General features: G+C 33.1%; 22 protein-coding genes and 1 riboswitch. Of the genes, 6 read left to right on the top strand and 16 right to left on the bottom strand.

All coding sequences use genetic code 11. From position 1 onward, the window contains the following. The first annotated feature begins 266 nt into the window (after nucleotides 1-266). Nucleotides 267-620 (top strand): hypothetical protein, encoded by a 354-nt coding sequence (locus CM54_RS07045; protein WP_037550104.1) that lies wholly within the window; start codon nucleotides 267-269, stop codon nucleotides 618-620. A 2-nt stretch (nucleotides 621-622) separates the two neighbouring features. Continuing rightward, entirely contained in the window at nucleotides 623-808 is a 186-nt protein-coding gene (locus CM54_RS07050) for a hypothetical protein (protein ID WP_037550107.1), read from the top strand. 131 nt (nucleotides 809-939) lie between these two features. On the opposite strand, the gene CM54_RS07055 is transcribed toward CM54_RS07050, so the two are convergent. The 3 genes from CM54_RS07055 to CM54_RS07065 all read right to left on the bottom strand — a co-directional run bounded on the left by CM54_RS07055 (nucleotide 940) and on the right by CM54_RS07065 (nucleotide 2,799). Beyond that, nucleotides 940-1,128, bottom strand: a complete 189-nt coding sequence (locus tag CM54_RS07055) for a hypothetical protein (RefSeq protein WP_002453841.1) — start codon at nucleotides 1,126-1,128, stop codon at nucleotides 940-942. A gap of 11 nt (nucleotides 1,129-1,139) precedes the next feature. Then, the gene (locus tag CM54_RS07060) at nucleotides 1,140-1,778 is read right to left on the bottom strand and encodes an HAD family hydrolase (protein ID WP_037550110.1); all 639 of its coding nucleotides are present in this window, start codon (nucleotides 1,776-1,778) and stop codon (nucleotides 1,140-1,142) included. 106 nt (nucleotides 1,779-1,884) lie between these two features. Beyond that, nucleotides 1,885-2,799: a bile acid:sodium symporter family protein gene (locus CM54_RS07065; protein WP_037550115.1), complete on the bottom strand. Its 915-nt coding sequence runs from the start codon at nucleotides 2,797-2,799 to the stop codon at nucleotides 1,885-1,887. 260 nt (nucleotides 2,800-3,059) lie between these two features. On the opposite strand from CM54_RS07065, the gene CM54_RS07070 reads away from it, so the two are divergent. Continuing rightward, entirely contained in the window at nucleotides 3,060-3,590 is a 531-nt protein-coding gene (locus CM54_RS07070) for a hypothetical protein (protein WP_037550118.1), read from the top strand. A 103-nt stretch (nucleotides 3,591-3,693) separates the two neighbouring features. Here CM54_RS07070 and CM54_RS07075 read toward each other — a convergent pair whose 3' ends face one another. After that, complete coding sequence (locus CM54_RS07075) at nucleotides 3,694-5,292, bottom strand: alpha-glucoside-specific PTS transporter subunit IIBC (RefSeq protein ID WP_037550121.1); 1,599 nt, start codon at nucleotides 5,290-5,292, stop codon at nucleotides 3,694-3,696. 212 nt (nucleotides 5,293-5,504) lie between these two features. Here CM54_RS07075 and CM54_RS07080 point away from each other — a divergent pair, with 212 nt between their 5' ends. Further along, entirely contained in the window at nucleotides 5,505-6,266 is a 762-nt protein-coding gene (locus tag CM54_RS07080; protein WP_002432676.1) for a MurR/RpiR family transcriptional regulator, read from the top strand. A gap of 62 nt (nucleotides 6,267-6,328) precedes the next feature. Here the strand turns inward: CM54_RS07080 and CM54_RS07085 are convergent, their stop codons facing one another. The 8 genes from CM54_RS07085 to hutU all read right to left on the bottom strand — a co-directional run bounded on the left by CM54_RS07085 (nucleotide 6,329) and on the right by hutU (nucleotide 15,854). Further along, nucleotides 6,329-6,841 (bottom strand): SRPBCC family protein, encoded by a 513-nt coding sequence (locus CM54_RS07085; RefSeq protein WP_002432851.1) that lies wholly within the window; start codon nucleotides 6,839-6,841, stop codon nucleotides 6,329-6,331. 127 nt (nucleotides 6,842-6,968) lie between these two features. Then, a complete protein-coding gene (locus CM54_RS07090) occupies nucleotides 6,969-8,270 on the bottom strand; it encodes a Na+/H+ antiporter NhaC family protein (RefSeq protein WP_002432627.1) in 1,302 nt (433 codons plus the stop codon). Nucleotides 8,271-8,465: 195 nt separating this feature from the next. Then, nucleotides 8,466-8,562: riboswitch (SAM riboswitch) on the bottom strand. A gap of 71 nt (nucleotides 8,563-8,633) precedes the next feature. Beyond that, nucleotides 8,634-9,224 carry a hypothetical protein gene (locus tag CM54_RS07095; protein WP_231469420.1) on the bottom strand — a complete coding sequence of 197 codons (591 nt, stop codon included), beginning with the start codon at nucleotides 9,222-9,224 and terminating at the stop codon, nucleotides 8,634-8,636. A 189-nt stretch (nucleotides 9,225-9,413) separates the two neighbouring features. Beyond that, nucleotides 9,414-10,295, bottom strand: coding sequence for an SDR family oxidoreductase (locus CM54_RS07100; protein WP_037550990.1), 882 nt, complete (start codon nucleotides 10,293-10,295; stop codon nucleotides 9,414-9,416). A gap of 131 nt (nucleotides 10,296-10,426) precedes the next feature. Continuing rightward, on the bottom strand, nucleotides 10,427-11,548 hold the full coding sequence (locus CM54_RS07105) for an amidohydrolase (protein ID WP_037550125.1): 1,122 nt from the start codon (nucleotides 11,546-11,548) through the stop codon (nucleotides 10,427-10,429). Nucleotides 11,549-11,551: 3 nt separating this feature from the next. Beyond that, nucleotides 11,552-12,730 (bottom strand): SulP family inorganic anion transporter, encoded by a 1,179-nt coding sequence (locus CM54_RS07110; RefSeq protein WP_037550129.1) that lies wholly within the window; start codon nucleotides 12,728-12,730, stop codon nucleotides 11,552-11,554. A gap of 227 nt (nucleotides 12,731-12,957) precedes the next feature. Then, nucleotides 12,958-14,193 carry an imidazolonepropionase gene (gene hutI / locus CM54_RS07115; RefSeq protein WP_037550132.1) on the bottom strand — a complete coding sequence of 412 codons (1,236 nt, stop codon included), beginning with the start codon at nucleotides 14,191-14,193 and terminating at the stop codon, nucleotides 12,958-12,960. Next, nucleotides 14,193-15,854 carry a urocanate hydratase gene (hutU, locus tag CM54_RS07120; protein WP_037550135.1) on the bottom strand — a complete coding sequence of 554 codons (1,662 nt, stop codon included), beginning with the start codon at nucleotides 15,852-15,854 and terminating at the stop codon, nucleotides 14,193-14,195. Before hutU ends, hutI begins: the two co-directional genes overlap by 1 nt. Before the next feature lie 269 nt (nucleotides 15,855-16,123). Here hutU and CM54_RS07125 point away from each other — a divergent pair, with 269 nt between their 5' ends. Further along, nucleotides 16,124-16,993 (top strand): LysR family transcriptional regulator, encoded by an 870-nt coding sequence (locus tag CM54_RS07125; protein ID WP_002432524.1) that lies wholly within the window; start codon nucleotides 16,124-16,126, stop codon nucleotides 16,991-16,993. Nucleotides 16,994-17,112: 119 nt separating this feature from the next. On the opposite strand, the gene hutG is transcribed toward CM54_RS07125, so the two are convergent. Beyond that, complete coding sequence (hutG, locus tag CM54_RS07130; RefSeq protein WP_002453856.1) at nucleotides 17,113-18,048, bottom strand: formimidoylglutamase; 936 nt, start codon at nucleotides 18,046-18,048, stop codon at nucleotides 17,113-17,115. Between the two features lie 246 nt (nucleotides 18,049-18,294). Between hutG and CM54_RS07135 the strand changes: the two genes are divergently transcribed. After that, on the top strand, nucleotides 18,295-19,371 hold the full coding sequence (locus tag CM54_RS07135) for a CPBP family intramembrane glutamic endopeptidase (protein WP_037550138.1): 1,077 nt from the start codon (nucleotides 18,295-18,297) through the stop codon (nucleotides 19,369-19,371). A gap of 168 nt (nucleotides 19,372-19,539) precedes the next feature. Here the strand turns inward: CM54_RS07135 and CM54_RS07140 are convergent, their stop codons facing one another. From CM54_RS07140 to CM54_RS07150, 3 genes are all read right to left on the bottom strand, one after another. Next, nucleotides 19,540-20,226 carry a ribose 5-phosphate isomerase A gene (locus tag CM54_RS07140; protein ID WP_002432473.1) on the bottom strand — a complete coding sequence of 229 codons (687 nt, stop codon included), beginning with the start codon at nucleotides 20,224-20,226 and terminating at the stop codon, nucleotides 19,540-19,542. Between the two features lie 224 nt (nucleotides 20,227-20,450). Beyond that, nucleotides 20,451-21,461, bottom strand: a complete 1,011-nt coding sequence (locus CM54_RS07145; protein ID WP_002453859.1) for an aldose epimerase family protein — start codon at nucleotides 21,459-21,461, stop codon at nucleotides 20,451-20,453. 29 nt (nucleotides 21,462-21,490) lie between these two features. After that, complete coding sequence (locus CM54_RS07150) at nucleotides 21,491-21,817, bottom strand: YnfA family protein (RefSeq protein WP_002432587.1); 327 nt, start codon at nucleotides 21,815-21,817, stop codon at nucleotides 21,491-21,493. Nucleotides 21,818-22,038: the final 221 nt, after the last annotated feature.

The following is a 22,038-nucleotide window of genomic DNA, read 5'->3' on the forward strand; positions in this document are numbered from 1 at the left end:
CCATCTCTAAATCTAGATTATTATTTTAATGATAATCTTATTTCCGTAATTATACTACAAATTGACGAAATTGAAACAAAATTTTTACAATTTAATGAAATCGCTTACACATGTATCATAGCAAGCTTTTTGATTTTTGAAAACACCTATTTTGATATTTTTCTGAAAATTAAAGCTATTTGCATTTTTATTACATAATTTGCTTTCTTTCTAAATGAATTATGGAGTATGATATACTTTTTCTAAATAGTTTAAGGAGTTCGGATATGAATAAGGCACTCATTAATCGTTCAATTAAAGTTACATTAATATTTATGATTATATTTTTCCTACTTAATTATTTTACTATGAAACAACCTGATATCATGTCTGTCGTAGGTCGAACACTTCTTGCTACGGTAGCCTTCTTCATTCTTTATTTAGTTGCCTTTACCATTCTAAGTTCTCCAGAACGAAAAATGATTTATGGCACAACCATTCCAATAGCACTTATAATTTGTATATTAGTTGGAGCTTTGTTCTTCACACCTCAAATAGGAATCATTAGTGGTTTAATTATTGGAATTATAACAGGCGTTATATGGGAGCTTATAACAAGAGGAAATCATGGAGGTAAGTAATCATGACAATAATTATTGGTGTAGTCATTATCATACTATTAATAATTAGTTTGATACCAAATTATCAAGCAATGAAATTAGCTAAAAATCAAGGTCAGAAACCTACACGATACACAATTATGGTAGGTATCGATTTAATTTTAATCGTACTCATCGCTATAACATTAATTTTAAAAATGAATAGTTAATACAAAATAAAAGTCTATAAATGAATTTAGTTATCCAAATTCATTTATAGACTTTTTTAATTTAAGATTCCACTAAGAAAAGATTTCATTACAGTGTTAAATTATCATTTGCTAAAAAATTTATAATTCTTTTAAAGCTTTCCTTGCAATAAAAGAAAATATCCTATGGTTGCAAGTAAAAGATAAACAATAGATCCAATTATGAATGATCTAACTTGAACATGAAATGGTGTACGTTTATTAAAAATAGGACCAAGAACCAGATTCCCTATTGCTAAAATAATTGGACCAGCTATAAAGAAAAGTATAATGTAACCCACGCTTATACCTCCTATTTCTTCTCAAATAAAGATGTCACAATATCTTCAATCGACATATCTTTTCCGACGTAATTAATAGTTGAAAAATTCTGTTCAGCTGTCATCAAATTCGTGTTAACGACAACATCTAATCCTGCCATCATAGCAGCTGTAGCACCATTCAACGAATCCTCAATTGCTAAACAATTTGTTGGATTATAATTAAGGTTTTGAACAGCCATTAAATAAGGTTCTGGATCTGGTTTAACGTTATCAACGTCTTCTCTACCAATAATGACATCAATATAGTTATCTAAACCCAACTTTTTAAATGTTGGATATATATCTTCTCGATAACTACTAGTTGCAATTGCCATAGGTATATGACGCTTTTTAAGATAATCCATTAACTCTTTGATTGTACTGATAATTGGCAAATTACCACTAGTTTGATGATGTTCTTGATATATTTTTTCTTTATTATCTGCGCCTATGGCCTGCTCGAGATGCTGATGTAAATCTGTAGCTGTCCCTCCGATAGATTCTCTATAAAAATCTACTGAAATAGGTTCAGCTTTATGAAATTTGAGATGTTTATTTATTGTCTCAAATAAATGACGTTCTGTATCGATAATTGTTCCATCGAAATCAAAGATAACTGCTCTGTACATTCATTTTTCTCCTTGTAAATGTAGCTATTTATTTCCCATATTAACATAAAAAAATGACTATCGTGACGAGATAGTCATAAGCATTATCAAAGTCCTTACGTAATTTTTAGCGTTTTGACCAATATTTAGCAAGAATAGGACCTGAAATATTATGTACAAAGCTAAATACTGCACCTGGCACAGCTGCTAGAGGACTAAAATGAACAGTTGCCAATGATACTGCAAGACCTGAATTTTGCATACCTACTTCAATTGATACTGCTTTTTGATCACGGCGTTCAAGTTTAAATACACGTGCTAAAATAAAGCCGATAGTATATCCTAGAACATTATGCACTATGACAACTAAAAATATAAGTAAACCAGTTTTAAGAATTTGTTCCTTACTGCCACCTACAACAGATGCAAGAATAAGCGAAATTGCTATTACAGAAACAATTGGTAATATAGCCACAGTTTTCTCTGCAACTTTTTTAGTAATACTTTGGAAAATAAACCCAATTGCTATAGGTATTAAAACGACTTGAACCACTGACCAAAACATACTCAGAAATGAAACTTTTAACCATTCATTTGCAAAAAGATAAATCAATGCAGGAGTCACTATTGGCGCTAACAATGTGGAAACACTTGTAATAGCTACTGATAAAGCTACATTAGCATTTGCTAAGTAACTCATAACATTGCTTGATGTCCCACCTGGACAGCATCCTACTAATATTACACCTATTGCAATTTCAGGTGGTAGATGAAAAATCTTTGCTATTATAAAAGCTAATGTAGGCATAATTGTAAATTGTAGTATCACCCCAATTATGACCGGTTTAGGTGATTTAAATACCACCTTAAAATCCTTTGGATTAATTGTCATTCCCATTCCTAACATAACGATACCTAAAAGGTATGGCACTAAAGTTCCCAAGTGCGCTAATGATTTCGGAAAAACAAATCCTATAATTGCTGCAATCAACATCCAAAATAAAAACGTTTTAGTCGCAAACTGACTGACTCTATTTAACATAATGAACACTTCCCTAAATGCGATAATTTCACATATTATCACAAGACAAAGACAAACTCAATATAATTTTCAGAATTTTCTTATTATTTAACTCGAAATAACTTTTACATTTATATATTTTGTAAAGAAAAGATTACAAAAGAATAAGTTTTTAACTTCGTTCAAAAGTCTTAGTGATTATATAAAAAAAGAGTGGTACAATCTATTTAAACGAACATCGTATGCTTCAGTTATATGCCAAATTCACGGGAGGTCATAACATGTTGATTGATAAATTTGAAACCTACATTATCAATATTGCAGGTTTGAAATCTCGCTCAACGCGAAAAAAATTAACTCATTTATGTAAAGAAATAAAATTTTGTGAGTCATTTCAATTTTTGATTTTCAAACAAAATAACATGTTTGCACTTGAGGTCAGTTTACCTAAGCAACAGTTACCATATTTAATAAGCTTTTTGAGCTTCCACAATTATTCTATTTACCAAATTTTGTCTCCTAAGCATTTCGATGAACTTCTTGATTCAGAACATCTCTATCAATCAGCCAAACGTTTTGATTTAGCTATCGATGGTTTACAAGATGCTTTCATTAAAGACAAAGTAATTGATATCATGAATATGTTTGCTAACCATCACGATGTAAACTATACATTGAATAACAATTGTGCAAGTGTCGTATGTTCTCCAGAGATATTCGCTCAATTGCTACATACAATTGCAACACGTAATATAGATATTTTATCAGCAAGCTATCGTGCCAAAATGCTTCATAAAGCTAGAATTTCATAATAATTTAAAGACCAGTGTTGTTAATAGCACTGGTTTTTTTGACAATAAAACATCTCAAGAAGATATAATTCTTTCTCCTTGAGACGCTTATTGTGATATTTAATTACTTTTCTTCCTCGTAAACTAAATGTTCAAACGCTTCTCGTACTTGAGGTACAGACATACCGACTACAACTTGCACACTTTTACCACTTTTCACTAAACCGTGAGCCATTTGATTATGTGTAAAGTAACTACTATCTTGAACTTTACTTTCATCATTCACTGTTAAACGTAGGCGAGTTGTACAATTTGTTACGTCTTTAATATTCTCTTTACCACCTAGGCCTTTTAAATAGTAAGCTGCTTTGTCATCATATTCATTCCCAGTTGATTTTGGTTGTTCTGATGAAGCAGTGCCACCTTTCTTGTCTTTATAATCTTGTTTAGAAAATAGTTTTACTTCTTCTGTTCCTTTTTTTCGTCCTGGAAGTGGTATATCAAATTTAAGAATTAAAAATCTAAATAGGAAGAAGTAGATTCCCACAAATATAAAACCAATCACTACTTGAGCAACATATGTCATCCAGTGATCTTTACCTAACGGGATCCAGTTTGTAGCTAAGAAATCTAGCACACCGCCTCCCATATTACCTACAACACCAAAAGCATACATTAAAGTATCCATTGTAGCTGCCAAGATAGCATGGATCACAAATAAATATGGTGCAATAAATAAGAATGTAAATTCAAGAGGTTCAGTAATACCAGCAACAATCGCTGTTAGCGTTGCAGGTATGAGTAGTGCTGCCACTTTCTTACGATTTTCTTTCGGTGTTGTCGAGTACATTGCAAGCGCAATTCCTAAACATCCAAATACTTTACCATTGCCTTGTAACATAAAACCATAATGGAATTGTTCTTTTAAAGGTTTACTACTTTCAGCAAATTGATTCAAATGCTGTAACCATTCTGCTTTTAAACCGTGATTTACTACCACAGGTCCTACCTCAATTGGCGCGTATATAAAGTGATGTAATCCTGTAGGGATTAATACGCGTTCTAAGAAATGGTATAACCACACGCCAACGTATCCAGAAGCAATGATAAAATGCTGAATTGATGCAATACCATGTTGAATTGTTGGCCAAACCACACATGTTATTGCTGCAATAGGTAACATTACAAAGAATGAAATGGTAACTACAAATGTGAGGCCTTGGAAAACCCCTAACATTTCTGGCAATCTTTTACTATAGTATCGATTATGTATCCATGTAATAATCCCTGAAATAATAATAGCCCCTAAAATATTTGTATCTAACGTTTCTATCCCTGCTATAGCTTTTAATCCAGTGACGTTTTCTACGCCTTTCTTTAAGTTAGCACCAAAAGTATGAGGCCATTGCGTTAGAATCGCGTTAATAAATGTGTTAAACATTAAATAACCCATCAACGCGGCTAATGCTGCATGCCCTGGTGCTTTTTTAGCTAGAGATAGAGGTAAACCCACAACAAAGACGATCTCCATGTGATTAAAGATGACCCATCCGCCTGACTCTATCACTGACCAGAATTTGAACCAGAATGTATGCTGATCTGCTAAACCGCCCATGATTGTTGGATTTTTGAAAAGTGTCGCAAACCCAAGTACGATACCAAAGAAAGCAAACATCAACACTGGCACGATCATCGCACTACCGAATCGTTTGATAGCATTCATAATTAAAACCTCCACATCCCAATTTATTTCACACTATCATTTACTTATATGTTTGTTAGTAAGTGTTAGTATCTCTAAATAAGTTAATTTCAATATATAGTAAACGCTTACATAATAACAACGACGTTGACGCATTTTGAAACTATTTTGTATAATCAGATTATATTTTCATTGAACGGAAATTTTTTCATGCAAAACAATGAGGTGCTTAAATGATACTAGATGAACGTGTGAACACTCATTTCGATAAATTGAATGATAATGATATACAAATCGCAAGTTATGTTAATACACATATAGAAGAATGTAAAAATATGAAAATTCAAGATTTAGCTGTACATACGCATGCATCAAATGCCACTATCCACCGTTTTACACGTAAACTAGGATTTGATGGCTACAGTGATTTTAAATCATTTTTGAAATTTGAAAATGAAAAAAAGAATCAGCTTCCTTCTGATTCAATGGAACAATTTAAACAAGAAATAGCAAATACCTTTAGTTATTTAGATCGCATTGATTATCAATTATTAACGAATAAAATGCATGAAGCCACTACGATTTATCTTTACGGAACAGGACGCGCTCAAATGAATGTGGCTGAAGAAGCACAACGTATTTTACTTACAATGCATAAAAACATTATAATCCTACATGATGTTCATGAATTAAAAATGGTGTTAAATAAAACTGTTCCAGAGGATTTATTCTTTATTATTTCATTATCTGGCGAGACATATCAATTGACCGAAGTTACACAGCTTCTTCAATTAAGACAGAAATATTTTATCTCAGTAACAACGATGAAAGATAACTCACTCGCTCAACAAGCAAACTATAATATATATGTATCAAGTAATACATTTTATTTAAATGACGGTACCGATTATTCAAGCTTTATTAGTTACCATATCTTTTTTGAAACACTTTTAAGAAAATATAATGAACGTAAAGAAAAAAATGAATTATTATAAATTAAATCGCAAGCATTATTTGTAACACCTAGGGGCTACTCATTTAATGCTTGCGATTGTTTTTAATTATGCTGTTGTTCTTCTAGTTCTTCTAATATATGTTGCATTTGATCAATCATTAATTCAAAACCATGCGCAGTTGAATCATGATATTCTTTCTTCTTCTGTTTGTACTCCAACGCAGTTAAACGTCTTTCCTTTTCAACTAATGAGCGGTAGTAAAACAACATTTGAGTACCACCATTTTCACGTTCAAAGAATTCTACTTCTATGACATCCTCTTCAGCGCTTAAACCAGGCATACCTATTGTCATTTTAATGTATTCATCCATTACAAGCTCTTCGTATTTACCTTCGATAACATTTTGCTTCCCATTTCTACTATCTACTATACGATATGTACCGCCTTCTTGGACATCCGCTTCAAAAGTCTTATTTGTACGTGGTGTTGTCATGAACCATTGTTTAAGAATCTCCACTTTTGTCCATGCTTCATAAACAACTTCTGGAGTAAATTTTAGTAAACGTTCGATGTCGATTTCTACGTGTTCATTCTCTACATTATATTTTGCCACTCTCTTTCACCTACTTTCACTCTTATTTCTATTTTAACGTATTTAAGCTATGTCACAAACTCTGAAAGCTCTGAAAAAGTTAAAAGGAAGCTAAAATCTAAATGAGTAGCTTCCTTTTAATATATATTTATTTTTGAGGTTTATCTTTCAAACGAGGGACTCTCAAAATTATAGCCACTAAACCACAGATTCCTAATAAAATTGGATAGATACTATATGGAACAAGTAAGAATGGAGAAATACCAGCAACACCAGCTGCTGAAATAACTTGAGGACTATAAGGGAGTAACCCTTGGAAACATCCTCCGAATATATCTAATATACTAGCTGACTTACGCGGATCGACATCATACTCATCAGCAATATTCTTGGCTAAAGGTCCTGCCATAATAATAGAAATTGTATTATTAGCAGTAGATATATCCGCGGCACTTACTAAACTGGCAATACCTAATTCTGCACCACGTTTAGATTTAACTCTAGCACGTACAAACTGTAGTAACCAATCTATGCCACCATTATGTTGAATGATACCTACAAGGCCACCAATCAGTAATGCTATCATTGCAATATCTTCCATTCCAATTATACCTTTAGATACGGCACTGAGAAGTCCTTTCCAACCAAAGGAACCATCAATTAATCCTATTAAACCTGCTAAGGCTGTACCACCAATGAGTACAATGATGACGTTTACACCTACAAGTGCGAGTATCAGTACTAATAAATATGGAATAACTTTAATTAAGTTATAATCATAACTTTTGGCATGATCGATTGAAATACCATTCGTTAAGAAAAATAAAATTATAATCGTTAAAATAGCACCTGGTAAAACGATTTTAAAATTAACTCTAAACTTGTCATTCATCTTAGTCTTTTGAGTTCTTACTGCAGCAATGGTAGTGTCCGAAATCATTGACAGATTATCACCAAACATTGCACCACCGACTACCGTAGCCATAGCTAAAGCTGCGGGCACATGTGTTGCTTGTGCGAATCCAAATCCTACTGGGGCTATCGCTGCAACAGTCCCAACTGATGTCCCCATCGAAATAGACACGAACATACAAATAACAAATAGGCCTACAATGATTAAATTTTGAGGAATCAATGATAAACCTAAATTAACAGTTGATGTAACACCACCCATTTTTTCAGCAGTAGTTGAAAACGCACCTGCCAAGATAAAAATTAACATCATCAAGATAATGTTCGAATGTCCAGCACCTTTAGTAAATACTTCTACCTTCTTGGCAAAAGATTCTTTTCTATTCATAAGTAAGGCAACGATTACTGTAATTGTAATTGCAACATTTAAAGGCATAGTTGTAAAATCTCCTGAAATAATTCCTACACCTAAAAAGAGTAATACAAATAGGAGTAATGGGAGCAGGGCCCACGCGTTACCTTTCTTTACTTTCTCCATAAATTTGACCTACTTTCCATAAAAATAGGAGCGAAACAGAAATTTCATTCTCAATGAATCATTTCTTCATTCCGCTCCGGCAAGTGACTTTATTTGAAAACTAACCCAAGTGTGTATCAATAGAGTCAACTCATACCAACAAGTGATTAAAAGATATGTTATTTCACCATTTATACTCTGTTGGCATAGCATTTCAGCTTATCTTCTAACCTTAGCGGTTACTGGAATTGGCACATGATAAAATGTTGCCGAAGCTTCCTAGGGCCAGTCCCTCCACTTCTCTCGATAAGTTATTCGAATTGTGTCTAACGTTACAAGATAATTATAGACACGTCAATACATAAAGTTTATTGTATTTTAAAATTATTCTTCAATCTGTGTAGTGAAAAATTTCTCATAAATCGTGATTGCTAAAGCAACAATAATCAATAACACAATAGCTACACCAAAAACAATCCACCATTTCAAATAAAGACTTATAAATATGAGTAAAATGCTTATAATTGTTAAACATAAAGATACCCTTTTGAAAATTTTTTCAGTTCTAACCGATACAATTTTATATTCACTCATTTCGTCGCCATGAAGAAATTTACCATTTTTTGCTTCACTAATTTTAAGCTTCACTTCAAGGACGTAAGCAATACTTCCAGAACAAATAATGATTAGTAGCATCGTAACATTTGAAACAGGTTGTGTAATAATCCAACTGAACATTCCAAAATAAGCAAGTGCAGAAACAATTGCTAAAATATAATCAATCATAGGATTAAACCAAGTTATACCTTTTTTTACATTCTCGTTAACTAAATAAACATTAACTGCAGAAATATATGTACAAATAATCACAGCTATAGCTAATATTACTATTAGATTATGATGGCACAATATTAGTGACGGTAAAGCTAAAGCAATTAAGATATTAGGTAACCATCTGATTAAAAAATTCTTCATTTTATAATCACCTTTATTCTATATTTCACCAATCACATACATCTTACATGAAAGCTTCAACTATTATCAAATCACCATTTAATATGGTGCAAACTTTCTACTCTCACACAAAAAAATGGGAACTCAGTCGAGTCCCCATCACCTTAAAATAAACAATATATAATTTGCCTATTAAAAGTAAATCAATTGTTAGTCGATTTGCGTACCACCTGTTACACCAAAGACTTGGCCAGTAGTATAACTTGAATCTTCTGAAGCAAGTAAAACGTAAGTACCTGATAATTCAACTGGTTGACCGGCACGACCCAGTGGCGTTTGTTGTCCAAATGTAGGAATTGCACTTTGAGGTTGACCTCCAGTAATTTGAAGCGGTGACCAGAATGGCCCAGGGGCAACACAATTCACTCGAATACCTTTCGCACCAAGTTCTTCAGAGAAACTTTTCGTTAATGAAATAATTGCTGCTTTAGAAGCTGCGTAATCATGTAAAATTGGACTCGGATTATATCCTTGAACGGAAGACGTCGTCGTAATTGATGCGCCAGGTTTTAAATATTCTAACGCTTTTTGAACTGTCCAGAATATTGGATATACATTCGTTTCAAACGTCTCTGCGAAAGCTTCAGTATTAAATCCGTGAATATCATCATGATATTGTTGATGGCCGGCAACTAACGTTACATTATCTAAACCGCCTAACTCATTATAAGCCGTTTCTACCATATCATAGTTAAACTGTTCATCCCTTAAATCTCCAGGAATTAGAATACCTTTCTGACCAGCATCCTCAATCACTTGTTTTACTTCTTGTGCGTCTTCTTCTTCACTCGGTAAATAGTTAATAGCCACATCTGCACCTTCTTTAGCATAAGCGATTGCAGCTGCGCGTCCAATTGCTGAATCTCCTCCAGTCACTAACATCTTATAGCCTTTTAATCTCTCATGACCTTTGTAAGATGTTTCACCACAATCAGGTTGAGGTGTCATTTTCGATTGTAGACCTGGTAACTCTTGCTCTTGTTGATCATAATCAGACGTTTTAAATTTATTTCTAGGATCTTGTGCTGACATCATTCATCATCTCCATATTTAAGATTTAATATTATTTACCCATCATAAAGTATATTTTAATCATCATTTTATCTCTGAAAATGAATTCAATAGCACTTTAAATAGCTACATGGCAACTATTGCCGTATAGATTAACCATTCAATAATTTTTTAACGAGCGTTACAAAATACGTTGGTACTTTCTCTAAAATACGTTCGTCTGGGTCATATTTAGGATGATGCAAATCATATTCACTATTGGAGCCAATGATAGCAAAGACACCAGGATAATCTTTCGTATAACCTGAGAAATCTTCACCAATCGTTAGTGGTTCTTCCATCATTTGAATGTTGTAACCTACTTCCTTAGCTGCTTCAATCGCTTGACGGGTAAGTGTTTCATCATTTACGACAGCACCCGGTAATTGTGTATATTCGAATTTAATATCTACATTAAATGCTTGAGATAACCCATCTGAAATCTCTTGCATACGTTGCTTTATAAGTTGACGTTTTTTAGAATCAAATGAACGAACAGTACCTTGAATATAAGCTTGATCAGCGATGACATTCCATGTATTCCCACATGACACTTCCCCTATCGTAACGACCGCACTATCAAATGCTGATAAATTACGACTCACAATAGATTGTAGGCTGTTAATCAGTTGACCTACTACAATGACCGGGTCATTTCCTTGTTCTGGTTTTGCTGCATGAGCACCTTTTCCTTGAATATGAAACTCAAAACGATCTACAGCGGAAGTGATTACACCACTTTTAATCGCGAATTCACCAATGTCTAGTGAAGGATAATTATGAAAACCTAAGACTGCTTTAACGTTCTTAAGTACTCCAGTTTCACTTAACCTAATTGCACCATGACCTAATTCTTCAGAAGCTTGAAACAATATTCTCACTCGTCCGCTTAATTCGTTTTCAAGCTCTTTAAGTTGAGTTGCTACGCCTAAAATACTTGCCATATGGATATCATGACCACATGCATGCATTACTCCTTCATTTGTAGATGTAAACTCGTGCACAACTTGTTCGTTTATCGGTAATGCATCAATATCAGTTCTTACTGCAATCACCGGTTCACCTCTACCTATTTCAGCCACTAAACACGTTTCTAAAGGTACATCTAAAATGGTTATATCAAAACTTTCAAGTATACGTTTAAGTCGCTTTGTAGTTTCATACTCTTTATCAGAAAGCTCTGGGAATTGATGAAATGTACGTCTCCAATTAACATAATCTGAATAATATGGCATAAGCTATTCAGTCCCTTCTTTTTTAAAAAATAAACGTAAAATGTAGTAAAATAACGTGCCTGCAATAACTCCAATAGCTAAATTATTAGTAATTAAAATTAAAATCATCGTTAATCCCATAACCAATCCACGTTTAACTGGTGCACCTTTAATATGTTGAAAAGTGCGTCTATCAAAGGTATTAAAAGAAATAGTAATGAGTACCGAAGCGAGTACCACCATTGGTATTAAACCAACGAGTTGTCCTAAGACGAACACACATAATAATAAGAAAATACCGGTAGTGAGCGTCGCTACTCGTGTTCTTGCTCCCATACGATAATTAAATTTCGATTGTCCAACTAAACCGCTTGAACCATATCCTCCGAATAAACCAACGATAATATTTGATAACCCTTGTCCTACAATCTCTCTGTCTTTATTAGTTGGATGTTGTGAAATCATATTCATCATATTATTTGTTAAGTTGGTTTGGATTACTGAAATAACGGACATAGTGAAAGCATATTTTAAAGCAATGAAGAAAGCACTCAGTTCAAACATTTCTTGAGGTATATGAATCGATGGCATTGAAAAGTGTATATCCGCCATATCATGTACGTATTGCAAATTCGGATGAATAAGCCATGTCGCAAATGTTAATACGATAATAGTAATCAGCGGTGCCGGAATTACTTTAATTGTTCTAGATGAGATAAAAATAATTATAAAAGTGAGTGCACTTACCACATAAGTTGCTATTGAGATACCAAATATATACTTCATTTGTGTCCACAATAATAGAAGTCCCAAGGCGTTCATAAACCCCATCACAACAGTATTAGGTATGAGTTTTAATATTTTATCAATATGGCATAAACCATATATAAATAAAATCATTCCCATGAGTATTGTTGCAAGAGCCAAATAATGAACCCCATATTGTTCTACTAAAGGCCCACCTATGATAGAAATACCACTACTTGGTCCTGAAACCATTGCTAACCTTTTTCCGAACAAAGAAATGAGACACATCATTAAACCACAACTCATCAGTCCTAACGTTGGCTTAATATGTACTATAAAAGAAAAAGCAATAGCGACTGGTAATAGTGCTAATGCCATGAGTATACCTGCTAAAATATTTTGACCATAATGACCTTTCCATTCCTCTATATAAGCAAATTTATGCAACTCGGTCATTAATACATCCCCTTTTTTCTAAGCTTTAGAGGCTTCATTTCAAACTATTAAACCTCTCATATCGATATAAGTATAATCATTATTTTCACTTTTTCACTATATTATAAACCTCTCGTTTGAATATAAAAAGGCGAGCCCTCAAAGGACTCGCTAAAGACTATAAACGAACGCTTTAACTCTTTTTGATAACATAACCGCCTAGCTCATTTACAAGTAACTGATTTACTTTAATCTAACTTAAATTCATTATCCACGATAACTTTACCATCTTTAATCACTTTTTGAGCGTGATTAATACCGAAATGATATGGGATATACTCATGGTTTGGCGCATCCCAAATTACAATATTTGCTTGGTCCCCTTGATTAATCGTACCTGCATCAGCATCAATTGCTTTAGCTGCGTTTACTGTCACGGCATTCCAAACTTCATTTGGTGATAATTTTAATTTCAATGCAGCAATCGCCATCGCAAGTTGTAAATTATTTGTTACGCTACTACCTGGATTGTAGTCAGTTGCTACTGCAATCGCACCACCATTATTCAACATACCACGTGCATCTGCGTAGTCATTTTTATCTAAGTAAAATGTTGTAGCTGGTAATAATACCGCCACAGTATCACTATTTTTAAGTTTAGCTTTACCTTCTTCACTAGAAGCAACTAAATGGTCAGCTGAAATTGCACCTTCATCAATAGCCAACTCTAATCCGCCTAATGGATCAATTTCATCAGCGTGAATTTTAACTTTAAATCCAACTTCTTTAGCCTTTTCCATATATCGCTTAGATTCTTCAACTGAGAATACACCAGTTTCACAAAAAACATCAGCAAAATCTGCATATTCTTTAACTTCTGGTAATAATTTAATCATTTCTTCTAAGAACGCTTCATTAGATTCAGCTTCTTCAGGCACTGCATGCGGTCCTAAGAAAGTGTGTTTCATGTTTAGGTTATATTTTTCAGCTAAACGGTTCGATACTCTTAACTGTTTTAATTCATTTTCTTTATCTAAACCATAGCCACTTTTACTCTCTACTGTTAACACACCATGTTTAATCATTGTTAGTAAATCATGCTCTGCTTTTTTGAAAAGATCTTCCTCACTAATTTCTCGTGTAGACTTTACAGTTGAAAGAATACCTCCACCAGATTCCAATATTTCTAAATAGGATTTCCCTTGGCGTTTTAATGACATTTCATGTTCACGTGAGCCACCAAAGATGAGGTGTGTATGCGCATCTACAAGTGCAGGAGATACCACTTTACCACTAGCATCAATGACCTCTTTAGCCTCATAGTCATCTGTATGAGGTCCAGAGTAAACCACTTTCCCATCTTTAATTACAACTGTACCATTATCTACAACTTCTAATTCGTCCAACTCTCTCCCTTTTAAAGGTTTGTCAGTAGATTTAGGTAAAATTAATTCTTGAATATTTTGGATTATTAAATCATTCATTATTTATCACCTGCTTCATCAATCATTGGAATTTGGACACCTTTATCTTTAGCCGTTTTAATAGCGATGTCATATCCTGCATCAACGTGTCTCGCTACTCCCATACCCGGATCTGTAGTTAAAACTCGTCCTAATCTTCTATCAGCACGTTCTGAACCATCTGCTACTACTACCATGCCAGCGTGTAATGAATAACCCATACCTACACCGCCACCATGATGGAATGAAATCCAAGAACCACCAGCTGCAGTATTAATCAATGCGTTAAGTACAGCCCAATCACCAACTGCATCACTGCCATCTTGCATACCTTCAGTTTCACGGTTAGGACTTGCTACTGAACCAGAGTCTAAATGGTCACGTCCTATAACTATGGGTGCTGAAATTTCTCCATCACGTACAAGCTTATTTAAAGCTAGACCCATTTTCGCACGTTCACCATAACCTAGCCATGCAATTCTTGATGGTAAACCTTGATACGAAATTTTTTCTTCAGCTAAATCTAACCATCTTAATAATTTTTCATTATCTGGGAATAATCTTCTCATTTCTTCATCAGCACGTTCGATATCTTTAGGATCACCACTTAATGCTGCGAATCGGAAAGGTCCTTTACCTTCACAGAAGAGTGGACGGATATATGCTGGAACGAATCCTGGAAAGTCGAAAGCATTTTCAACACCATTATTGTATGCAACTTGACGAATATTATTACCATAATCAAATGCTACAGCACCAATTTTTTGGAATTCCAACATCAACTCAACGTGCTTAGCCATTGAAGCTTCAGATAATTCTACGTATTTTTTTGGATCTTCTTGACGTAATTTCTTCGCTTCCTCAACAGAATATCCTTGTGGCACGTAACCATTTAATGGGTCATGCGCACTCGTTTGGTCTGTAATGATATCAATTTTGAAACCTTTATCTAAAATTGCTTTATGAATATCCACTGCATTACCAACTAAACCAATTGATAGAGCTTCACCTTTGTCTTTTGCCTCTTGAGCCATTTTTAGAGCTTCATCTAAATCCGTAGATTTAACATCACAATATTTTGTTTCTACACGTTTATCAACACGTGTTTCATCAACGTCCACACAAATTGCGACTCCGTTATTCATAGTTACAGCAAGTGGCTGTGCCCCACCCATACCACCTAAACCTGCAGTTAAAGTAATTGTTCCTGTTAAATCACTTTTATACTCTTGATTAGCTAATTCAGCGAAGGTTTCATAAGTTCCTTGAACGATACCTTGTGAACCTATATAAATCCAACTTCCAGCGGTCATTTGACCATACATGATTAACCCTTTTTTATCTAGTTCATTAAAGTGATCCCAGTTCGCCCATTCTGGAACTAAAACTGAGTTTGATATTAAGACACGTGGCGCTTCTTCATGCGTTTTAAATACGGCAACTGGTTTACCAGATTGCACTAACATCGTTTCATCTGCTTCAAGATCACGTAAAGTGTTTTCAATTGCTTCAAACGCTTTCCAATTACGAGCAGCCTTACCAATACCTCCGTAAACAACTAATTCTTCAGGATGTTCAGCAACTTCTGGGTCTAAGTTGTTATATAACATTCTTAATACCGCTTCTTGCTCCCAACCTTTACACTCAATATCTAAACCCTTTTTTGCTTGAATTTTTCTCATATTAATCTCTCCCATCTGGAATAATCGTTCAAACCAATTTAAATGAGCTTAGCAGTCCTATTTGAAAAATGAACCCCCTTCTAAACGAATATTAATTAAGAAGCTTTAATTTCATTAGAAAATTAATTAAATATTCAAATAATTCAAATTCCAAACATTTAGACTGCTTTAAATATCTTACATTTATAGTATAATGTACTAAGATATAGACAACAAATATAAATAAACTAATTATTTATAACTTAAAACTATAAATAGGGGTGTCACTCTTGAAGATTATTCAACTTGAATATTTTTTAGCTATAGTTAAATATAATAGTTTTACTAAAGCGGCTAATTTTCTTCATATAAGCCAACCTTCGCTAACAGCAACAATTAAAAAGATGGAAGCTGATTTAGGTTATGACTTATTTATGCGTACAACTAAAGACATTAAAATCACTGAAAAAGGCATTCAATTTTATAAGCATGCGACACATATCGTACAGGAATATCGTTCCACAGTTGAAAAAATGTATGACTTAAATATTACATCTGAACCTAGAATTAAAATGGGAATGTTAGAATCCACAAGTCAATGGATGGGTAAAGTGATAAAACAACATCATAATGATTATCCTAATCAACAATATCGTATGTACGAAGTACATGACCGTCATTCATCTATAGACAAATTGCTTAATTTTGATGTTCATTTTGCACTAACGAATGAAGAAATCACTCATGAAGATATCGCATCTATTCCATTGTATAAGGAACCTTATGTGTTAATTACTCCTAAGGATGAATTTCCAAATCAGAAGACAATTACTATTGAGCATCTTCCTCTAATAATGCCAAACAAAAATTCACAAGTACGTGACCATTTAGATGATTATTTCAATCGTATGAATCAACACCCTAATATAGTCTTAGAAGCCGATCGCTTTGAATCAGCAACAAACTTTGTTCATTTAGGATTAGGTTATGCAGTGATACCTCGTTTTTATTATCAATCAAATTTTACTAATGATTTGGATAGTATTAAAATTCGCCCGAATTTAGGACGTAAGATTTTTATTAATTATTTAAATAAGCGTAAGCATTCTGAACAAGTAATGTCTTTAATACAACTTTGTATAGCGTATTGGGATACTTAAATAAACTTATATTAAAAAAAGCCCAATTAGCGTTAAAATTATCTTTGTGACGCTAATTGGGCTGTTGTATATCATGAATATTTATTTTTTCAATATTAGTAATCCATTTTTTAAAGGTATTAAATTAAGAAATGATGAACTAAGTTTGCTACTAGTTTTGCAGTACGATTATCTAAATCATACTCAGGATTCATCTCTGCTATACTAATCGAAGCCACTTTCTCACTAGGAATAATACGTTTCGCTAGCTCAAATACAGTATGAGGATAGATACCTAAAACGGCAGGCGCACTCACACCAGGCGCAAATGCACTGTCTACAACGTCCATACACACAGTAAACATGATGACATCATGATCATGTATAAAATGTTCAATCATATCTTTAATCGGGGGAGAAACTTGGTGTAGCAACTCATCTGCGTACACATATTGAACATTCTTCTCTTTAGCATAATCGAATAAACCTTGAGTATTACCACCTTGAGAAATACCTAATACCATGTAATCAGCATTATCGTCTTGATCTAGAATCTGTCTAAAACTAGTACCCGACGTAGACTCACCTTCGTCACGAGTATCAAAATGTGCATCAATATTTATAACACCGATAGACTCATTTGGATAAACTTTACGCGTGGCTAAATATTGTGCATAAGCAATATCATGTCCACCACCAAGTAAGAAAGTTTGTTTATGATTTTGAATTGATTTCGCTGCAAGCTCAGCATACTCTTGTTGCGTATCTATAAGTGAATCATGATCATGTTCTACATTACCGTAATCAATGAGCTCTTCACATTGATTTAAATCTGGCAATCCAGCAAAGGCTTGTTTAATTTTATTAGGTCCTTCTTTAGCACCTACACGACCTTTATTTAATTCAACCCCTTTATCTACAGCATATCCAAGTATACCTACACCTTTGGGGTTATTAGTTTTTTCAACTTTAGTTAAATCTCCAAATTTTACAGTTTGGAAATGTCTAAATTGTCTTGAATCTGTTTCACTATCTAAACGACCTTTCCATAAATCCGGTTCCGCAAGTCTATACATGATATTTCCCCCTTAATTTATTTATTATATAAACTATTTAAAGTATAACTATTGATGTTATCGAATTCAACGCTAGTAGTTAAGTGATACCCTCTATTAAAATTGATTAATTACGATTATCTAACAAAATACTTCAGGACTATTACATTTTTATGATAATTAAAATAGACAATTTAAACATATGCTTGTAAGATGTATAATTGTAAATAAAAGAAATTTGGCTGTTACCTAATGGAGGTTACAAAAATGAAAAACTCTCGAATTTCTGGGTTTCAATGGGCAATGATGGTCTTTGTCTTCTTTGTTATTACAATGGCCTTATCCATTATACTTAGAGATTTCCAAGCGTCCATTGGAGTTAAAAGATTTGTTTTTGACATCAAAGACTTAGCTCCATTTATTGCATCATTAGTATGTATTTTAGTATTTAAGTATAAAAAAGAACAATTAGCCGGATTAAAATTTTCATTCAGTCTAAAAGTTATTGAACGTATCCTATTAGCACTCATTTTACCGCTTATCATTTTTATGATTGGTATGTTCTGTTTCAATACTTTTGCTGACAGTTTTATCCTTTTACAAACATCAGATTTATCAGTATCTTTAATTACAATTCTACTTGGCCATTTATTAATGGCGTTTGTTACTGAATTTGGTTTCCGTTCATACTTACAAAATATTCTTGAATCTAAGATGAACACATTCTTTGCTAGTATTATTGTAGGTGTAATTTATTCAATCTTCACCGCAAACACTACTTATGGTATTGAATATGCTGGTTACCATTTCTTATATACATTTATGTTCTCGATGATTATTGGTGAATTAATCAGAGCAACACATGGACGTACAATCTATATTGCGACTATATTCCATGCAGCAATGACATTTGCCTTAGTTTTTCTTTTCAGTGAAGAAACTGGTGATCTTTTCTCAATGAAAGTGATTGCACTTTCCACTACAATTGTAGGTGTATTGTTTATCATTATCAGTTTAATTATTCGTGCCATTGCTTACAAAACAACGAAACAAAGTTTAGATGAAGTGCAACCCAATAATTATTTAGACCACACCGAAGAAGATGATTTTGAAAGTCATAAAAATGATGATTCAAAAAATCATCAATTTGAAAATGATAGCGTTACTAATAAAGAAGATAATAATTCAGAAGCGAGTTCAGAGCATTCAAACACGAGTGATACAGATTTAAAGGACAGCGCTAAATATACAGAAGATCGTCATTCATCTGTTGTTAGCGATGTAAAGAAAGAAATTAATCAAGTTGATAAACAAGACATGAGTGATTCAACTAAAAAAGAATAATTAAGTATATTAAAGGCAACTTCTAAATTAATTCAGTAGAAGTTGCCTTTTAATTTTGTTTATTCAAATTCCAAATTTCATTTGCAAAACCATATTTTGATACCAGAATTAATGACAATACACCTATATAAGTCATTTCAAAAATTTATCTCATCATCTTAGCTCAATTTATTTATCCATGATTTTTACGCCATTTTGGGTACCTACAATCACTTGATCAGTCATATCGAGAAAATATCCTGTTTCTAATACTCCTGTTAAATGAATCAAAAATTCATGCATTTCATACGGATCAATGCCTTCTGGTAAATTACAATCTAATATATAATTTCCATTATCTGTTGTAAATGGAACGTCTTCATTCACACGTCTATTCACTTTTACGCCCTTAATACTCTCAATCTTTTTGGAAACTTGATACCAATTAAATTTATCAACTTCAACTGGTAAAACAAACGTTTGACCTAAATAGTCAACGATTTTATTTTCATCGGCAATGACAACAAATTTTTCAGCCATTTCATCAATCACTTTTTCTCTGAACAGTGCACCGCCCCCACCTTTAATAAGGTTGAGATTTGGATCAACTTCATCTGCACCATCTATAGCAAGATCAATTTTTTTTACGTCGTTGACTTCAACAATGTTTATATCTAACTCCTTGGCAAGAAAAGCAGTTTTATTTGATGTGCACACGCCTGTAATTTCGTAATGATGTTGATGAATCAACTCAGCAATTTTAGGTACTAACAACTCAATAGTACTTCCTGTACCGATTCCGAGTGTCATACCATCTTTTATTTGGCTCGTTACATCATCTAATGTCATAAGTTTAAGTTCTTTTACGTCTTTCATTAGCCGAAAGTCTCCTTTTCTCTTTAATCCTTAATATTATTTTACATGACTTTGTTTATTTTTGAATACCCGATTATTTTTAAAAAAGTCTGTACATTATTACTTCATCAATTTTTAAATTTTTGAAAGTGTTGCCGAAGCAACCTTTATATTTTGAGATAATAAATAATTTTAAAACTAAAAAATCGGATACTACTGCTATAAAGCAATGTATCCGATATGAGTTACTTTTCGTTGATTTGATAACTTGTTTTAGAAAAATATGGTGTATGGGGGTTTAAAATTGATTGTGCTTTTTCTCCATACATATTAATGTCATTAGGAATATGTTGCGTTTCTACTGTGAAACCAGAATGAGATTTATAAATATTAAAATCGCTGTCCCAATTTTGAGGTTCGTTAAATGTAAATATAACCATATTGGGCATGTCCGTTTCGATCAGAAGTTCAAACTCTTTATTATCTATAGCAAGTTGTTGGTCACCCACTTCAAATGGATGATCTAAACCTTTATAACGTTGCATTTGTTCTTGAAGCTTTTGATTCGTACTATCAAATATATCTTTAAAAAGAATGTGTTCATCTTCAAATATTTGGCTAAAGTTGAGTGGCTCATCTCCTGTCACGATATTTTCATCATCAAGTGTATACATCTTTAACGATGAACTGGACATTCGATGATTATCAACCACATTATTATCACGATTTAAATTAAAATATACATGGTTTGTAGGGTTGAATAATGTCCTTTTCGTTGATTCAGCTTCATATTGTATAGTCCATCGATGGTCAGCATCATATGTATGCGTTACCTTAATAGTCATATCTCCAGGATAATGATCTTCCATTTCTTTGATTGTTGTAGTGAATATAATTTTAATTTGTCCAATTTCATCAATAATTTCATAATCAAAGATACGTTTATCCAGGCCTTTGGAGCCACCATGAATATGATGTGGGCTATCATTGTCCTCTAATTCATATGTTTGACCATCTAATTTAAATGATGAATCTTTAATTCTACCTGCATAACGACCAATTGTCGCACCAAAGTTAAATGGATTTTCAAAATAGAATTCATCCGCTTCTACTACATTCCCTAAAATAATGTTATTGTCATGATATTTCCACGATACAATTCTAGCACCGTAGTTCGAGAATACAATTTTTGTTTCATCATTATCGATTTTAATTAAATCAACATCATGTCTTTGATGCTCAACTTCAACTATCATTACATAATCTCCCTTTCAACCACGTTAAATTAAGCTCTGCTAGGTAATAACATGACAAGCACACCGATGATACATATTATAGCGCCTATAACATCATATTTATCTGGCGATTGTTTATCTACTACATAAGCCCAAAACAGGCTCATTATAATAAATACGCCTCCATAAGCTGCATATACTCTACCAAAAGTAGGAAATGATTGAAACGTTGCAACCACGCCGTAAAGTATGAGTATGATGCCTCCCATTAAACCTAGCCAATATGTATGGCCTTCCCTTAACCATAACCATATTAAATAGCCTCCGCCAATTTCACAAAGGCCTGCTAATATAAAAATAAATACTGGATAAAACACGATACAATGCACCACCCTATCAAATAGTCTCATTCTTTATTGTTTAGAGGTAGATAAACTCAAAAGAAATTTATTTAATATGTTAAGTTACATTGTATCAATGTTAAATTCTATAAATCTATCATTAATTTAACGACGATGTTTTCACTTACATATTGTTACACTTTTTCTTTTATTATTCCATAGGTTAACCACATAAAAAGCCAAATATTTGATGAAAA

Source organism: Staphylococcus sp. TE8 (assembly GCF_000692055.1).
GTDB lineage: Bacteria > Bacillota > Bacilli > Staphylococcales > Staphylococcaceae > Staphylococcus > Staphylococcus capitis.

Excerpts from the sequence above, each read along its gene's own strand:
- CM54_RS07045 (WP_037550104.1), top strand. The coding sequence starts at position 267 with ATGAATAAGGCACTCATTAATCGTTCAATTAAAGTTACATTAATATTT.
- CM54_RS07050 (WP_037550107.1), top strand. The coding sequence starts at position 623 with ATGACAATAATTATTGGTGTAGTCATTATCATACTATTAATAATTAGT.
- CM54_RS07060 (WP_037550110.1), bottom strand. The coding sequence starts at position 1,778 with ATGTACAGAGCAGTTATCTTTGATTTCGATGGAACAATTATCGATACA.
- CM54_RS07065 (WP_037550115.1), bottom strand. The coding sequence starts at position 2,799 with ATGTTAAATAGAGTCAGTCAGTTTGCGACTAAAACGTTTTTATTTTGG.
- CM54_RS07070 (WP_037550118.1), top strand. The coding sequence starts at position 3,060 with ATGTTGATTGATAAATTTGAAACCTACATTATCAATATTGCAGGTTTG.
- CM54_RS07075 (WP_037550121.1), bottom strand. The coding sequence starts at position 5,292 with ATGAATGCTATCAAACGATTCGGTAGTGCGATGATCGTGCCAGTGTTG.
- CM54_RS07080 (WP_002432676.1), top strand. The coding sequence starts at position 5,505 with ATGATACTAGATGAACGTGTGAACACTCATTTCGATAAATTGAATGAT.
- CM54_RS07090 (WP_002432627.1), bottom strand. The coding sequence starts at position 8,270 with ATGGAGAAAGTAAAGAAAGGTAACGCGTGGGCCCTGCTCCCATTACTC.
- CM54_RS07095 (WP_231469420.1), bottom strand. The coding sequence starts at position 9,224 with ATGAAGAATTTTTTAATCAGATGGTTACCTAATATCTTAATTGCTTTA.
- CM54_RS07100 (WP_037550990.1), bottom strand. The coding sequence starts at position 10,295 with ATGTCAGCACAAGATCCTAGAAATAAATTTAAAACGTCTGATTATGAT.
- CM54_RS07105 (WP_037550125.1), bottom strand. The coding sequence starts at position 11,548 with ATGCCATATTATTCAGATTATGTTAATTGGAGACGTACATTTCATCAA.
- CM54_RS07110 (WP_037550129.1), bottom strand. The coding sequence starts at position 12,730 with ATGACCGAGTTGCATAAATTTGCTTATATAGAGGAATGGAAAGGTCAT.
- hutI (WP_037550132.1), bottom strand. The coding sequence starts at position 14,193 with ATGAATGATTTAATAATCCAAAATATTCAAGAATTAATTTTACCTAAA.
- hutU (WP_037550135.1), bottom strand. The coding sequence starts at position 15,854 with ATGAGAAAAATTCAAGCAAAAAAGGGTTTAGATATTGAGTGTAAAGGT.
- hutG (WP_002453856.1), bottom strand. The coding sequence starts at position 18,048 with ATGTATAGACTTGCGGAACCGGATTTATGGAAAGGTCGTTTAGATAGT.
- CM54_RS07135 (WP_037550138.1), top strand. The coding sequence starts at position 18,295 with ATGAAAAACTCTCGAATTTCTGGGTTTCAATGGGCAATGATGGTCTTT.
- CM54_RS07140 (WP_002432473.1), bottom strand. The coding sequence starts at position 20,226 with ATGAAAGACGTAAAAGAACTTAAACTTATGACATTAGATGATGTAACG.
- CM54_RS07145 (WP_002453859.1), bottom strand. The coding sequence starts at position 21,461 with ATGATAGTTGAAGTTGAGCATCAAAGACATGATGTTGATTTAATTAAA.